This is a genomic window from Maritalea sp. S77, assembly GCF_049801075.1.
Classification (GTDB): Bacteria; Pseudomonadota; Alphaproteobacteria; order Rhizobiales; family Devosiaceae; genus Maritalea.
On record NZ_JBNAGG010000001.1, the window covers coordinates 269,046 to 283,564 of the forward strand.

At 49.9% G+C, this 14,519-nt stretch carries 15 protein-coding genes; 6 read left to right on the forward strand and 9 right to left on the reverse strand.

Annotation, left to right across the window (positions count from 1 at the left end; genetic code table 11):
• Positions 1 to 80 precede the first annotated feature (80 nt).
• The 3 genes from ACP15Y_RS01310 to hflX all read left to right on the forward strand — a co-directional run bounded on the left by ACP15Y_RS01310 (position 81) and on the right by hflX (position 3,273).
• The gene (locus tag ACP15Y_RS01310) at positions 81 to 1,460 is read left to right on the forward strand and encodes a hypothetical protein (protein WP_424981213.1); all 1,380 of its coding nucleotides are present in this window, start codon (positions 81 to 83) and stop codon (positions 1,458 to 1,460) included.
• 153 nt (positions 1,461 to 1,613) lie between these two features.
• A complete protein-coding gene (gene hfq / locus ACP15Y_RS01315) occupies positions 1,614 to 1,862 on the forward strand; it encodes an RNA chaperone Hfq (RefSeq protein WP_236114028.1) in 249 nt (82 codons plus the stop codon).
• 34 nt (positions 1,863 to 1,896) lie between these two features.
• Complete coding sequence (gene hflX / locus ACP15Y_RS01320; RefSeq protein WP_424981214.1) at positions 1,897 to 3,273, forward strand: GTPase HflX; 1,377 nt, start codon at positions 1,897 to 1,899, stop codon at positions 3,271 to 3,273.
• On the opposite strand, the gene mazG is transcribed toward hflX, so the two are convergent.
• The 9 genes from mazG to ACP15Y_RS01365 form a co-directional block, all read right to left on the reverse strand.
• Positions 3,270 to 4,094, reverse strand: coding sequence for a nucleoside triphosphate pyrophosphohydrolase (gene mazG, locus ACP15Y_RS01325; protein WP_424981215.1), 825 nt, complete (start codon positions 4,092 to 4,094; stop codon positions 3,270 to 3,272). The two genes, hflX and mazG, sit on opposite strands and share 4 nt — an antisense overlap.
• On the reverse strand, positions 4,091 to 4,393 hold the full coding sequence (locus ACP15Y_RS01330; RefSeq protein WP_424981216.1) for a YciI family protein: 303 nt from the start codon (positions 4,391 to 4,393) through the stop codon (positions 4,091 to 4,093). Before ACP15Y_RS01330 ends, mazG begins: the two co-directional genes overlap by 4 nt.
• A 287-nt stretch (positions 4,394 to 4,680) precedes the next feature.
• On the reverse strand, positions 4,681 to 5,505 hold the full coding sequence (locus tag ACP15Y_RS01335) for an MBL fold metallo-hydrolase (RefSeq protein WP_424981217.1): 825 nt from the start codon (positions 5,503 to 5,505) through the stop codon (positions 4,681 to 4,683).
• On the reverse strand, positions 5,502 to 6,278 hold the full coding sequence (locus tag ACP15Y_RS01340; protein ID WP_424981218.1) for a TatD family hydrolase: 777 nt from the start codon (positions 6,276 to 6,278) through the stop codon (positions 5,502 to 5,504). The genes ACP15Y_RS01335 and ACP15Y_RS01340 overlap by 4 nt, the downstream gene beginning before the upstream one ends.
• Positions 6,278 to 7,831: a methionine--tRNA ligase gene (metG, locus tag ACP15Y_RS01345; protein WP_424981219.1), complete on the reverse strand. Its 1,554-nt coding sequence runs from the start codon at positions 7,829 to 7,831 to the stop codon at positions 6,278 to 6,280. The genes ACP15Y_RS01340 and metG overlap by 1 nt, the downstream gene beginning before the upstream one ends.
• Before the next feature lie 20 nt (positions 7,832 to 7,851).
• Positions 7,852 to 8,901, reverse strand: coding sequence for a DNA polymerase III subunit delta' (locus ACP15Y_RS01350; RefSeq protein ID WP_424981220.1), 1,050 nt, complete (start codon positions 8,899 to 8,901; stop codon positions 7,852 to 7,854).
• Complete coding sequence (tmk, locus tag ACP15Y_RS01355) at positions 8,902 to 9,558, reverse strand: dTMP kinase (RefSeq protein ID WP_424981221.1); 657 nt, start codon at positions 9,556 to 9,558, stop codon at positions 8,902 to 8,904.
• 21 nt (positions 9,559 to 9,579) lie between these two features.
• A complete protein-coding gene (locus tag ACP15Y_RS01360) occupies positions 9,580 to 10,746 on the reverse strand; it encodes a D-alanyl-D-alanine carboxypeptidase family protein (RefSeq protein WP_424981222.1) in 1,167 nt (388 codons plus the stop codon).
• A 58-nt stretch (positions 10,747 to 10,804) separates the two neighbouring features.
• Positions 10,805 to 11,932: a septal ring lytic transglycosylase RlpA family protein gene (locus tag ACP15Y_RS01365; protein ID WP_424981223.1), complete on the reverse strand. Its 1,128-nt coding sequence runs from the start codon at positions 11,930 to 11,932 to the stop codon at positions 10,805 to 10,807.
• 241 nt (positions 11,933 to 12,173) lie between these two features.
• Here ACP15Y_RS01365 and bmt point away from each other — a divergent pair, with 241 nt between their 5' ends.
• The 3 genes from bmt to ACP15Y_RS01380 are packed head-to-tail and all read left to right on the forward strand — an operon-like array spanning position 12,174 to position 14,518.
• The gene (gene bmt, locus ACP15Y_RS01370) at positions 12,174 to 13,172 is read left to right on the forward strand and encodes a betaine--homocysteine S-methyltransferase (protein WP_424981224.1); all 999 of its coding nucleotides are present in this window, start codon (positions 12,174 to 12,176) and stop codon (positions 13,170 to 13,172) included.
• Positions 13,173 to 13,199: 27 nt separating this feature from the next.
• On the forward strand, positions 13,200 to 13,889 hold the full coding sequence (locus ACP15Y_RS01375; RefSeq protein WP_424981225.1) for a corrinoid protein: 690 nt from the start codon (positions 13,200 to 13,202) through the stop codon (positions 13,887 to 13,889).
• A gap of 11 nt (positions 13,890 to 13,900) precedes the next feature.
• Positions 13,901 to 14,518, forward strand: coding sequence for a DUF1638 domain-containing protein (locus tag ACP15Y_RS01380; protein ID WP_424981226.1), 618 nt, complete (start codon positions 13,901 to 13,903; stop codon positions 14,516 to 14,518).
• Position 14,519: the final 1 nt, after the last annotated feature.

Genomic DNA, 14,519 nt, shown 5'->3' on the forward strand with positions numbered 1-14,519 from the left:
AGAGAGGGGCCGAACGCGCGCCAGCAGTCTATATGCCAACTATCCTCGTCTTTTCCGCTATTATCGTTCTAGGGCTCTCTATGTGCCTCGTTGTACCTTTAATTGTAGCGGCGATCGGATCGGATTGGGCTGCGGTTGAAGGATTTACGCTGATGGCGGTGGCATTGTCGCTATTGTCGGGCGGTTTGATCGTTGCGCTTTACCGGAAAGTGCGTCGCTTGCAGCGGGGCGATATGTTTTTGCTGTCCGTTTGTGTTTGGTTGGCCTTGTGCCTTGTCGGCGCGCTTCCCTTCGTTGTTCTAGAGGGGCAGGGGCTTGATTTTGCACTTATCGATTCTGTTTCTGCTGCAACAACGCTTGGCGTGACACATCGGCCTGCAGCCGAAATCACCAGTGCTATGGCTGCCTATCGTGGCATATTGGGCTGGTATGGCGGATTGCTCACGCTTTCCATCATCATTTATATCCTCGCGCCATTTCAGGTTGGTGGACTGCCCAACCGCGATTTGCGCTTTGTGCTGCATGGCACCACGAGTGGCAGTCCGAAATTGCTGCGCACTTTGGGTGAGATTGCCATCCCCTATGCCACATTGACCTTCACGTGCTTTTTATTGCTGTTGGTGCAGGGGGTGCGGCCGCTTACGGCGATGCTTGGCTCTTTTGCCAGCATGTCGACCAACGGCTATTTGCCGACATTGTCTGGTGGTACGATTTTCAACAATTATACGGCTGAAATTACACTAATCATCTTTATGTTGATCGGCGCTACCTCGGTAATTTGGCATAAAATGGTGGTTAGCCGCCGCTATGATCTTTTGAGTGAGCACCGGGAAAGCATGGCGCTGATTGGTCTGGTGGTGCTGACGGCCATTTTATTGTTTTCCTTCCAAGCCGCAATTTTTGGCGCGGGCAACCATCCAACCTTTTTGGCAAATATATTTGATGTCACGGCGCTAATGACCACCACGGGCATTCTGCACAATGATAATGTTGGTAGTGGTGTGCCGCTCACATTGGCTTGGATGCTCGCAATTGGCGGGGCAACGACGTACTCAACGGCAGGAGGCATCACCCTGCATCGTTTGGGCACAATGCTTGAACAATCGATCAATCAGGCGCGGCAATTGGTTTTTCCACATGCAGTTTTGGCCAATGTGAAAATTGGCGGGCAGAGCCTTGATGCGCGAAATGTAAAGGCGGTTTGGAGTTATTTCTTCCTGTTCATTTTGTCACTCAGTGTCGCGCTACTGGCGTTTTCAGCACTCGGCTATAGTTTTGCTGATGCGTTCTCTTTGGCTGTTGGCAGTTTGAATTCAATTGCGTCTTTGGTGGAGCTTGGACTTGCCGGAGATAGTGAACATAGTAGACAAGCCCTTATACTTATGACTATATTTGCATTTGCAGGGCGAGTTGAAATCTTGATCATCTTTGCAGCAATTGCTAATTTGCTGCGGCAGTAGCCCGGAAAAAAAGCGCATGCCGCATTGAGTAGTTGTGCGTGGCATTAGAACAAATAGACCATTTTAAAGGTGCGTATTTACCTTAAAAAATGGCGTTAATCACGGTTCTGGATTTAAGTTGCGCGTCAGCACCGTTTAAAAAAAGAGGCCCAAATGCCCAACGATAAAAGCCAAAATCTGCAGGATTCTTTTCTCAATAATGTGCGTAAAAACAAGATCCCAGTCACCGTATTCTTGGTCAATGGGGTGAAGCTGCAAGGTGTGATTACCTGGTTTGACAATTTTTGTTTATTGCTGCGTCGGGAAGCACAATCGCAGCTGGTTTATAAACATGCAATTTCAACTATAATGCCAGGTGCACCGGTTCAGCTTTTTGACCCTGAGAATTCAGACAAGAGCTAGGACTGTAGTCAAACAGACCGACAGGTAAACACAGTTGAACAAATCGAAAAACGACCACCCGACTGATCATCAGGAGGGGGTAGACTTTGCACGTGGACCGAAAGAATTTATTGATCGACGTGCAGCGCCGACGCGCGCCATGCTGGTTACGCCAGATGTCACCAGACAACCCAATCGCCGCACGATAGAGGCGCGACAATCTGAATTTGAAGGGCTTGCCGCTGCGATCAATTTGATTGTTGTGCAATCGAATGTCGTATCTGTGCGCGAGATTAAACCTGCGACCTTTATTGGTGGCGGCCATGTTGAAGCGATTGCGGAAGCTGTGAAAGCTGAGAAGATCAAGCTGGTGTTGCTTGATTGCCAGCTATCACCCATTCAGCAACGCAATCTTGAAAAGCAAACGGGCGCGAAGGTTTTGGACCGGACAGCGCTTATTCTAGAGATTTTTGGTGAACGTGCAGCGACACGGGAAGGGGTGCTTCAAGTTGAGCTTGCACACCTTAACTATCAGAAAGGCCGGTTGGTGCGGTCTTGGACGCACTTGGAGCGTCAGCGCGGTGGATTAGGTTTTGTGGGCGGTCCCGGTGAGACCCAGATCGAGGCTGACCGCAGACAGTTGCAAGAGCGAATTACGCTTTTGACTCAACGTTTGGATAAGGTGAAAAGAACACGGACTGAACAGCGCAAGGCGCGTAAAGTTGTGCCGCATCCAATCATTTCTTTGGTGGGTTACACCAATGCGGGCAAATCAACTTTGTTTAATGCGCTCACAGGTGCCACAGCGGAAGAAGCAGACATGTTGTTCGCAACGCTGGACACGACTGTTCGGCGCCGAATCTTGCCACATAAGCGAGAAGTTGTGTTTTCCGATACTGTTGGTTTTATCGCCGATTTGCCGACAGATCTTGTGGCCGCATTCCGTTCAACGCTTGAAGAAGTAACTGACGCGCATTTGGTGCTGCATGTGCGGGATATTTCTAATCCCGACCATTTGGCGCAAGCGCAAGATGTTGAGGATGTGCTGAAGGATCTAGGTGTCACGCCAGGAGATGTGCCCTTCATCGAAGTTTGGAACAAGATTGATTTGGCTGACGAAACGCTGTTGGAGCAGGCGCGGGCGCAGCATCGCAGTGATGTGCCAGTGATCGAGGTTTCAGCCGTAACAGGGCAAAATATCGACCGTCTTGTTGCGATGATCGAAGATAAGCTGGGTGAGAATAGCCGAGTTCAACGAGTCATTCTGCCTCATGAAGCGGCAGGCAAAGCGCATTGGTTGTTTGAGAATGGCGAAGTGATCAGTCAATCAAACAGTGAAGACGAACTGTCGATTGTTTATGAAGTGCGTATACCCAAAAACAAAATGTCCGGCTTTCTAGAAGAATTTGGGCCTTATGTGTTGATGCACTAATGCTCTTCTTTGTCCGCCAGCCTTGCTTCGTCCCAAAGCGACTGAAGCTGATCGAAATTGGCTTCATCAAGCTTCACATTTTGATTGGAGAGACCTCGCTCAATATGCTGAAAACGTCTGATAAATTTGGCGTTTGCATCTTGCAGTGCGGTTTCAGGATCAATGTTGAGTTTACGGGCGAGGGACGCGACAGCGAACAATAGGTCGCCAATTTCCTCATGCAGGCGCTCTGTGGGCGCGTCGCTTGCCATTTCTTCTTGTACTTCGCGCAGCTCTTCATGCAGCTTTTCTGCTGCTTGATCTGGGCCCGAAAAATCAAAACCGATGCGTGCAGCGCGTTTGGCCAATTTGTCAGCGCGCATTAGTGCAGGTTGGCCACGGGGAATGTCGTCTAAATAGCCCTTAGGCTTATCATTTTGACCTTGCCGAGCGGCTTTTTCGGCGCGTTCTTCGGCCTTGATGCCATCCCAAACCTTTTTGACTTCCACGGGATCAGATGTGTCCAGATCGCCAAATACATGCGGGTGGCGCCGGATAAGTTTGGCTGAAATACCATAAACAATGTCGCCAAAATCGAACTTGTTTTGTTCTTTTGCCATCTGTGCGTAATAGATTGGCTGAAACAGTAGATCGCCCAATTCGTCGCGCAACTCATCAAAATCTTTATTTTCGATGGCTTCTGCGACTTCGTACGCTTCTTCAATGGTATGCGGCTTGATGGTGTCGAAGTCCTGTTCCAAATCCCACGGACAGCCGCCATCTGGATTGCGCAAGTGCGCCATGATGTCGATTAGCGTTTGAATATCACGTGAAGGTTTCATTTGAGACAATCCGCAGCTTTGGACGGTACAAATTCGGTGATCGTATAATCCGCCAGTTGGTGAATGTGGAATGGATCTTGTTCAATAAAATTTTGAACAGCGGCTTTAGAAGACGCCGTAGCGAGAATAACGCCGCCGTCGCGCGGCACTTTGGCGCCTGATGCAAGAAAATGACCAGCCGCATAATGTTGATCCAAAAATGATTGATGGCTTTCGAGATGCGGTTCGATTTGTTCCAGTTTCACTTTGTAGGACAAATCAATCACGAACAGATGCGACGTGTCATTCAGGAAGGGCATATTTGATCACCGCGTTTTTCGCTATGTTGATCATATCGTCGTGTTGAGGACAAGCGTTGGCTTTGTTATTCGCTGCGGAACGGCCCAAATATCACACAGCATTTGTAATATGTGATATTCAGATAATATATATTATGGAATTTTTTGTATTGTGTTATCGCGGGTAAAGCTGAGTTTATGAATGGTCGTTATGTCATTGCGTAATGGCGCGATTAAACACTGTACTAAGTTCTGCGATTATCTCTCAGTGCGATTGTATGCGTTTGTCTTAGAACCGAGAGTTATATCTACGTGACGATTTCAATCTTCATGCCATCATATGCTGGCTCAATATGTGATGGTGTTTCGTCGCGAACGGTTTGATAGTCCAAATCAATATGCATATTTGTCAGCACGGCGCGTTTGGGTTTCATGTGGTCAACCCATTGCAAAGCTTCTTCGAGATTGAAATGACTTGGGTGCGTTGAATAGCGCAATGCGTCGACAATCCAGCAATCGAGATCGGCCAAGCTTTCATATGAAGATTTTGGAATGTCTGATACGTCGCAGGAGTAGGCCAGTTTGCCGATGCGGAAGCCTAATGAATGGATGTTGCCGTGAACCTGATCAAAGGCGGAGAGGCGGATGGGAGCGCCCTCGCCTGTGATGGTGACGCTGCTGCCAGCTTCGAACTCGTTGGCGTTCAAGATGGGCGGATATGGGCTGCCTGGTGGTGCTGTGAAGCAATAGCCGAATGCTGACTTGATACGGGCAAATGCAGATTTCGAGGCGTAGACTTCAACGCGTTTTCGGTCGTTTAGTGCGAGCACACGCAAATCGTCGATACCGTGGCAATGATCCGCATGTTCGTGGGTGTAAAACACCGCGTCGAGGCTGGAGATTCCAGATTCCAGCAACTGCTCACGCATGTCGCAACCTGTGTCGATCAAGACATTGGTGGACGGGCCATTTTCTTCGTAAAAACCTTGCAACAGCAACGAACAGCGCCGTCGGCGGTTTTTGGGGTTATGCGGATCGCAATCGCCCCAGTTTCCGCCCACGCGCGGCACGCCACCGGATGACCCACAGCCGAGAATTGTTGCGACAATTTTTGGCTTCTTTTCCTGGGTCACTTTACCGCCTTATTGAATAATCGATCAAAGTTTTCAGTGGTTTGTTTGGCGAACGTTGCGAAATCTTGCGAAAGTGAATTTGCGAGAAATTCAGCTGTGTGGCGCACAAAAGTTGGCTCATTAGATTTGCCACGATGTGGAACTGGCGCCAGATATGGAGCGTCCGTTTCAACCAAAATGCGATCAAGTGGCAGCTTTTTCGCGGTTTCAACGATAGAAGCTGCGGATTTGAAAGTGGCAATGCCTGAGAAAGAGACATAGCCGCCCAGCTTAATCCCATGTAGTGCAAGTTCTTCGCCGGAGGAGAAACAATGCAAAACAAAGGGGAAGGCCCCCTTCTCCGTTTCTTCGGATAAGATGCGGACTGTATCTTCTTCTGCATCACGCGTGTGGATCACCAAAGGCAGTTGGGTGATGCGTGCGGCTTCGATATGGCGGCGAAAGCCAATTTCCTGTGCTTCTCGCGGCGCATTGTCATAGAAATAGTCGAGACCGGCTTCGCCAATTGCTACGCATTTTTCGTAAGACGACAAGTCCACCAATTGCTCAACAGTGATGTCCAACTCTTCATCGGCATTGTGCGGATGGGTGCCGACGGAGCAAAACACATGCGGATATTTTTCCGCTATGGCTTTGATTTGATCAAATTTTTTGACACGGGTGGAAATGGTCACTATCCGTTCCACGCCCGCTTCTTTTGCGCGCGCCATCACGCCATCAATGTCGGCCTGCAGCGCGTCAAAGTCCAAATGGCAATGGCTATCGACAAGCATTAGTCCACTTTCGCTTGATGTTCGAAACGTTTGAAAACAGGGCTCGGAGCTGGCAGTGCCGCACCTGGTTGCAGTTTGTCTGCATCTGAGATGTTGGCAAATTGGCGCTTATCCGCTGGGATATCCAGCACGTCCAAAAACTTCGTTGCCCCGATCGGAGTGAAGGGTTGCGCCGCGATAGCCAATTGCCGGATCGCCTCCGCCGTGACGTAAAGTACGGTTTCCATACGTTTGGGATCGGTCTTTTTCAGCGCCCAAGGTTCTTGATTGGCGAAATATCGGTTTGCTTCACCGACTTTTGACCAGATCGCATCGACAGCATCATGCAACAAGCATTCATCGATTGCCGCGCGTGCCTTTTCCAAGGCGGGCGTGATGCTATCCAGCAGTGCTTGATCTTCAGCGGTCAGGTCGCTTGGTGTTGGCACTTTGCCCTCACAGTTTTTCGCAATCATGGATAGTGAGCGCTGGGCCAAGTTGCCGAAATCATTGGCCAAATCTGCGTTGCAGCGGTTTACGCATTTTTCGTGACTATAGTCGCCATCATTGCCGAAATTCACTTCACGCAAGAAATAGAACCGTGTGGCATCTGAACCGAATTCTTCAATCAGTTCAAACGGATCGATCACATTGCCCAAGCTCTTCGACATTTTTTGACCATCAACAGTCAAGAAGCCATGCGCGTAGACTTTTTTCGGCAGGTCAATATCTGCGCTCATCAAGAATGCGGGCCAATAAATGGCATGAAAACGGGTAATGTCTTTACCGATCACATGCACATCTGCTGGCCAAAATTTCTTGAAATCTTCACCGTCAATATTGGGATAGCCAAGTGCGGTGATGTAGTTGGTGAGCGCATCGACCCACACATACATCACATGTTCAGGTGCATCTGGCACCGGAATGCCCCAATCAAATGTGGTGCGAGAAATCGACAGATCACGCAATCCAGATTTTACAAATGCCGTAATTTCGTTGCGGCGTGCCTTGGGGCCAATAAATTCTGGGTGCTGATCATAATAAGCAAGCAATTTGTCGCCATAGGCTGATAGGCGGAAGAAGAAGCTTTTTTCTTCTACCCATTCAACGGGTGTGCCTTGGGGGGACAGCTTTTCGCCGCCCTCGCCCTCAACCAGCTCGCTCTCATCATAATAGGCTTCATCGCGCACTGAATACCAACCCGCATAAACATCTTCATAGATGTCGCCCTTTTCCACCATACGCTTCCAAATGGCTTGGGAGGCTTTTTTGTGGCGCTCTTCGGTGGTGCGGATAAAATCGTCATTGGACAGGTTCAACGCTTCGGCGAGGCGCAAAAACTGGGCAGAGTTTTCGTCAGCAAGCTGCTTGGGCGTGATGCCCTTGGCTGCTGCGGTTTGCGCCATTTTAATGCCGTGCTCATCGGTGCCGGTCAAAAATTTCACATCATAGCCATCAAGCCGCTTAAACCGAGCCATGGCATCTGCGCCCGCCATTTCATAGGCATGGCCGATGTGCGGCACGCCGTTTGGATAATGAATTGCGGTGGTCACATAATAGGATTTATCGCTCATAAGCCCTTGGTCTTTTTGGTCTAAACAGTTTGATGCTCATTCAACATGGCGGCCTGATTTAACATACGAATATGTTCGAGCACCATGGTGATGGTTTGTTTTTTATCGAGGTTGAAAATGGCCTGTTCAGCCACCAATGTCTGGGTCTTTTCCCATACAGCAAGAGCTTTGGCAAGAACGGATCGTGGCGCTTTTTGTGCACTCAAATATTTGGCAATCGCCGCCACGTGGCTATCGATCATTTCCATGGCCAGTTGCCACACTTGTTCGGCTTTCGGGTCGGCCAATGCGGCGGCCAGTTCAAGCATGGCCGTTTCGCTATGCTGATCCGGTGCTTCCAGCCAAGCAAACAAGGCGCGCAGTGCCGGATTGTCGGCGACTTCCAATGCTTCAAATGCCTTGCGTGGCCTGCCCTTGGCAATCGCAAGAATTTGTGCAAGTTCTTCGCCTGCCATGGTCACGCCTGCTTGCGTTAAAACCGACTGTACGTCCTGATCTTCAATTGGCTTTAGCGGCAAGAGGTTGCAGCGTGATCGGATGGTGGGCAACACGCCGCCCACTCGATGCGTCACAAGCAGAAAGATCGCATTTTGTGGCGGTTCTTCCAAAGTTTTAAGCAGCGCGTTTGCAGCGTTTGCATTCATATCGTCAACGCAATCGACGATACAAATCCGCACCCCGGAGCGCGCGGCGCTGGTTTGGAAAAACTTGACTGCTTCGCGCACGTCATTAACCGAAATTTGGGCGGCAAATTTACCGGTCTTTTGATTTTTCTGGCGACGGATAACTTTTAGATTGGGGAAAGAGCCTTGCCGCATTTGCTCTTGGATGCGGTCTAACGGCTCGTCGCCTGATTTGGCAAACAGCTGCTGCGCCACTTGATAGGCGAATGTGGATTTTCCGATGCCTTTTGGGCCGGCGATCAGAAACGCATGATGGAGCTTGTGCGCATCATAGGCGCGTAGGAGTTGGTCCAGCTGGGCGCTGTGACCAAACAGTTCAGTTGTTTGCTCTGGCAGTGGAGCGTTTGACAGTTGGTCTGCTTGCAAGTCGAGGTCTTGGTCAGCCATTTATTGTTCAAACTCGCCTGCAAAGCGGTTTTCCACCGCTTCCCAAATGGCGCTTTCCAGTTGATTGGCGGTTTTGTCACCATCAATCACAACAAAGCGCTCTGTTTCACGAGCAGCAATGTCGAGAAAATTTTGGCGCAATTGGCGATGCCAGTCGAGATTTTCTTTTTCGTAGCGATCAGGTGGCAGATCCAGTCCGTCTTCCGCTGCGCGTTTGCGCACGCGTTTGAATGCAAGCGTGGGATCCATATCGATCAGAATGGTCATGTCCGGGCGCGTGCCATCAAGGGCAAGCTCTTCGAGTGCTCCAATGAGTTTGGTTGGCACACCGCCATTTAAGCCCTGATAAGCGCGGGTTGAATCATGAAACCGGTCTGACAATACCCATTTGTCGCTTTCAAGATTGGGGCGGATCATGGAGTTTACATGATCGAGGCGTGCGGCGGCGAATAGAATTGCTTCCGCACTTGGGCCCCATTCTTCAGATTTGCCTTGCAACAGGAATGAACGAATGGCTTCGGCGCGTGGTGTGCCGCCTGGCTCGCGGGTGCGTACTGCTTCGACACCGCGTTTATTGAGATTTGCGACAAGGCGTTGAATTTGCGTAGACTTGCCAACTCCTTCGCCGCCCTCAAATGTGATAAATCGCGCCTGCATGATGTCTTTCTATGTTTGCCGCTAGTTCAGCCAGCCAAAAGCCAATTCTTTTAATGCGTCAGTTGCGCGCCGAACAAGATCGCCTTGTTCCACTGTGTCGGCGGCATAGAGTGGTGTTTTTTGAATCAGATTCTCATCACAATATACATGCAGGTCGGCCAAATATTGCCCACGATCCACAGGCGGCTTGATCGGGCCTTGATAAACGATCTTAGCATTCAAACAGCGGCGCGAACCTTTGGGAACATAGAGGTCGATGTCGCCATCGCCAATGAGGCCAACACTGCCCTGCTCGCCGCCATAGACACCAATTTCACTGATAATTTGGCTGTCTTTAAACGCTTCCAACTTCTCGAAAGTGCGCGTGCCCCAAGTGATCAGCTTGCGCGCCTCTTCGCGGCGCTCTGTTTTGCTTTCCATGCCATGCAGCACTGCAACCAAACGGCGACCGCCTTCAGTTGTTGAAGCAACGATGCCATAGCCGGCGGCTTCGGTGTGCCCGGTTTTCAAACCGTCAACGCCGATACCGTCATCGAGCAATGTATTGCGGTTTTGTTGGTTGATGCCGTTCCACTCAAATGCATCTTGAGCAAATATGTCGTAATATTCAGGATAGTTTTGAATGATGTAGCGCGCCAAATTGGCCAAATCACGTGCTGTGACCAACATGTTCTCGTCTGGCAGGCCTGTGGAATTCGCAAATTTTGAATTGTCCATGCCTAGATCTGCGGCCATTTCGTTCATCACCCGCACAAAGCTTGGTTCGGTGCCGCCAATGCCTTCGGCCAGTGCGATGCTCGCATCATTACCCGATTGGATGATTACAGACTTGATGAGATTTTCAACGCTGACTTTGGAGTTCAGTTCGGCGAACATGGTGGAGCCGCCTGAGCTTGCGCCGCCTTCGCGCCATGCTTTTTCCGAAATGAAGAATTCATCAGACAGATCTAACTGGCCTGATTTTAAACGCTTAAACACCACAGCGATGGTCATGAGTTTGGCCATGGAAGCGGGTTCCATGGGTTCATCAGCATTCTTTTGATAAAGAACAGTGCCGGACGTGTAGTCCATCAGGATGGCAAATTTGGCGCGGCTTTCAAACTCAACTTGAGCAAGTGCAGAGCTAACAAGACATGCCAAGATCGCCCCAAGTGCGCAAAAACGTGTGAGGGCATTCTTGAAAAACATGGCTGGTCACCTCCCCTAATTGGCAATGAATTGGCGCCAAATGATTGGCGCCATTGCCTTATTCATATAGGAGGATTTCGTCGAGGCCAAGGCTTCGCGTCAATTGTAGTAAATCTTGTTTCGTGACGCCTGGGCGCAATGTTTCCACCAAAACCCCATATCCTTCGCGGCCATTCAACTTACCTGGAACGGTACGCACCGCTGCGATTTGAGCGAATTGTACCGCGAGTTCATGGGCTGCATTCGGGTCTGTTTCAAACCCAAGTGTTTTGTTGATGGTGCGTGCATCCAAATCCATGCTCTGCTGCCATTGCTTCAAGCCATTATTCTGACCTGCCATTGCGTTGGCTGCGGCATGTGCACCGTTCACAACGCCTGATGTGTCGGCGTATGAGGAGAACAATGAGTCGTATGCATTATCGTTGGCTAGGCCGTTCGCCCCGCCTTGCAACGCGCTCAAGCTTGTGCGTGATGGTGGATTTGGCACCGCCTGTGGCGCAAGAGCCGCTGTTTGAATGGGCTGTAATTGGTCAGAATTAGCGAATGCCAACCGTGTGTTGTTGTTACGCTCAATTTCAGTTGGTGTGTTGATGCTTGCTGTCAGAAAGCGCGTATCGTCACCATTAATTGGCGCGCGTCCAACATATTGCACACGAACTTTGGCTGTACCCTGCTGTTTGAAATCCAAAACATCAGCGGTGCGGCTTGAAAGATCGATTTCGCGACCATGTGCAAAAGGCCCGCGATCATTCACGCGTACAACAACAGAGCGGCCATTGGCCAAGTTTGTTACGCGAACGTAGGACGGCAAAGGCAATGTTGGGTGCGCAGCGCTCAAATGGTTTTGGTCGAAAATTTCACCATTGGCCGTCAAGCGACCGTGAAAATTTGGACCATACCAAGATGCAAGGCCGATTTTGTCATAAGTCGGGTCATCTTTTGGGTGATACCACCGCCCTGCCACCTTGTAAGGCTTACCCACTTGGAAACGACCGCCACCTTTGCGAACGTTTTTGCTGGAGGTCAAACGCGGTGACGCTGATACGCCATATTCCGATGACGAGAATTTGGTTTTTGTATTGATATTTTTGCTGATCCAGCTGCCTGTGTCGCCACAGGCGGCCAACAAAGGTAGACTGATCGCAAGCGCAGCAAGTGCGCGCAAATTCTTGTTCGATTTATTCATTATGCGCATTCAGATTATGACACTTCAATTTCTACGCAATATTATAACGCATTTTTAGGTGATTTGCCCACCGTGCATTTGGTGCATGGTTTCGAATTATTTAATTTAGCCCTATTCTAGGCAGAATGCGGCATAGATGTGGCCAAATAACGGAAAAATTCACTTTTAAGGGATATAAAGGTTTCTTTATATCCTAAATATGATATGACAGCGCAACACAAGCGGACCAAAAAGGATCAGCATGAATAAGCTACAGAAACTTTTGAAGGAAAAAGGCATTTTGCTGGCGGATGGCGCCACTGGCACAAACCTTATTCCAATGGGACTCGATTCGGGCCAGGCCCCAGAGGCGTGGAACTTTGATCATGTGGACCGCATTCAAAAGTTGCACCAATCCTTTATCGATGCAGGCTCAGACATTGTGGTGACCAATTCCTTTGGTGGCACCGCGCGACGTTTGCATTTGCATGATCTTCATGATCGCGTGGTTGAAATTAATCGTGCGGCGGCTGAGATCGCGGGCGACCTCGTGGCCAAATCTGGCCGTGAGATCGTGATTGCTGGTTCGGTTGGTCCTACAGGAGATTTGCTCGTACCTCTAGGCGAGTTGACCTATGAGGCCGCTGTCGAGGCATTTGAAGAGCAGATGATTGGCTTGAAACAAGGTGGTGCGGATGTCGCTTGGATTGAGACAATGTCTTCACCCGAAGAGATTGACGCCGCGATTGAGGCTGCCAATAAGGTTGAGCTTGATTATGTCGTGACGGCTAGCTTTGACACGGCAGGCAACACGATGATGGGGCTTACGCCTGCCGCGTTTGCGCAGCAAATGGCAGGGAAATATCCACGGCCGCAAGCTTTCGGTTCAAACTGTGGCGTGGGCGCTTCCGACCTTTTGGTCGCCGCCATTGATCTGGTGGCCAATGCGGACGGCATTCCAGTTGTGGCCAAAGCAAATGCGGGCATTCCGAAGATTGCGGGCGACAAAGTTGTCTATTCTGGCTCGCCAGAGCTTATGGGCGACTATGCCAAATTGGCGATGAATTTGGGAGTTTCCATTATCGGTGGTTGTTGCGGCAACAGCCCTGCGCATGTGAAGGCAATGGCCGATGCGTTGCGCACCCATAATGGCGGTGATGCACCGACTGAAGAAGAAATTATTGAAACACTTGGTCCTTTGGTTTCGCCCAAATCAACCAAGAAATCTGAGCGCAGCAGCCGTCGGCGTCGCCGCGGTTAATTTTCGTCACCTATTGAGGACAATATTATGGCGGATGAAGAAGACGATATCATTCTTTCGGAACTGGACGATGAAGAACTGTCTGAGCAAATGCAGGACGATCTTTATGACGGCCTGAAAGAAGAGATTGAAGAAGGCGTCAAAATCTTTTTGGAGCGCGGTTGGGCGCCATACGATATTTTGACCAAAGTGTTGGTCAAGGGCATGAAAACCGTGGGCGACGATTTCCGCGACGGTATCCTGTTTGTGCCAGAAGTGCTGTTGGCGGCAAATGCCATGAAAGCGGGCATGTTTATTCTGCGTCCCCTGCTCACCGAAACCGGTGCGCCCAAAATGGGCAAGATGGTTGTGGGCACCGTGAAGGGCGATATTCACGATATCGGCAAAAACCTAGTGGGCATGATGATGGAAGGTGCTGGCTTTGAGGTGATTGATTTGGGCATCAACACAGATGTAGATCAATTCCTTGCGGCGATTGAAGAGCATAAGCCAGATATTTTAGGCATGTCCGCACTTTTGACGACAACCATGACTTACATGAAAGTCGTGATTGAGACGTTGAAAGAAAAAGGCATTCGCGACGAATTGATCGTGATTGTTGGTGGTGCGCCGCTCAATGAAGAGTTTGGTGAAGCCATTGGCGCCGATGCCTATTGCCGAGATGCTGCTGTTGCCGTGGATACGGCCAAGCGGCTTTTGACCCAGCAAGCACAGTAAATAAATACAATATGTTAAATAAAGATGTTAAAGTGATAGGTGCAAAACATGCTGTAGGAATTGTTTCCTGCGGTGCGTTGGCGCGTGAGATCTTGCATCTTCAAAAACAGCTTGGGGGCGACCATTGGAAGTTGAAGTTTTTGCCGGCTGATTTGCACAATCGGCCGACAGAAATTCCGGCGGCAGTTGATGCAGCACTCACCGAGATGGTGGCGGATTGCGACCAACTTCTGGTGGGCTATGCAGATTGTGGCACGGCGGGCAAACTAGATCCAGTGCTGGAAAAGCATGGTGCAACGCGGCTTGAAGGCGCGCATTGTTATGCCTTTTTCTTGGGGCAGGATGAGTTTGATGTGGTGCATGACAATGAGCCAGGGACGTTTTATTTGACCGACTATTTGGTGCGTCAGTTCGATACATTGGTCTATAAATCCTTGGGTTTGGATCGACATCCTGAACTGCGCGACGCCTATTTCGGCAATTACACGCGGCTAATGTATTTGCGGCAGTCGAACGACCCAAAGCTTAATGAAAGAGCGCTTCATGCGGCCATGAGATTGGGCCTGCGGTTGGAAATTCGCGATACAGGTTATGGCGAGCTTGAGCCATTTTTGAACAAGGTGAGTTGAG

Excerpts from the sequence above, each read along its gene's own strand:
- tmk (WP_424981221.1), bottom strand. The coding sequence starts at position 9,558 with ATGCAGGCGCGATTTATCACATTTGAGGGCGGCGAAGGAGTTGGCAAG.
- bmt (WP_424981224.1), top strand. The coding sequence starts at position 12,174 with ATGAATAAGCTACAGAAACTTTTGAAGGAAAAAGGCATTTTGCTGGCG.
- ACP15Y_RS01360 (WP_424981222.1), bottom strand. The coding sequence starts at position 10,746 with ATGTTTTTCAAGAATGCCCTCACACGTTTTTGCGCACTTGGGGCGATC.
- ACP15Y_RS01380 (WP_424981226.1), top strand. The coding sequence starts at position 13,901 with ATGTTAAATAAAGATGTTAAAGTGATAGGTGCAAAACATGCTGTAGGA.
- mazG (WP_424981215.1), bottom strand. The coding sequence starts at position 4,094 with ATGAAACCTTCACGTGATATTCAAACGCTAATCGACATCATGGCGCAC.
- ACP15Y_RS01340 (WP_424981218.1), bottom strand. The coding sequence starts at position 6,278 with ATGCTTGTCGATAGCCATTGCCATTTGGACTTTGACGCGCTGCAGGCC.
- ACP15Y_RS01330 (WP_424981216.1), bottom strand. The coding sequence starts at position 4,393 with ATGCCCTTCCTGAATGACACGTCGCATCTGTTCGTGATTGATTTGTCC.
- ACP15Y_RS01375 (WP_424981225.1), top strand. The coding sequence starts at position 13,200 with ATGGCGGATGAAGAAGACGATATCATTCTTTCGGAACTGGACGATGAA.
- metG (WP_424981219.1), bottom strand. The coding sequence starts at position 7,831 with ATGAGCGATAAATCCTATTATGTGACCACCGCAATTCATTATCCAAAC.
- ACP15Y_RS01350 (WP_424981220.1), bottom strand. The coding sequence starts at position 8,901 with ATGGCTGACCAAGACCTCGACTTGCAAGCAGACCAACTGTCAAACGCT.
- hfq (WP_236114028.1), top strand. The coding sequence starts at position 1,614 with ATGCCCAACGATAAAAGCCAAAATCTGCAGGATTCTTTTCTCAATAAT.
- ACP15Y_RS01365 (WP_424981223.1), bottom strand. The coding sequence starts at position 11,932 with ATGAATAAATCGAACAAGAATTTGCGCGCACTTGCTGCGCTTGCGATC.
- ACP15Y_RS01310 (WP_424981213.1), top strand. The coding sequence starts at position 81 with ATGTGCCTCGTTGTACCTTTAATTGTAGCGGCGATCGGATCGGATTGG.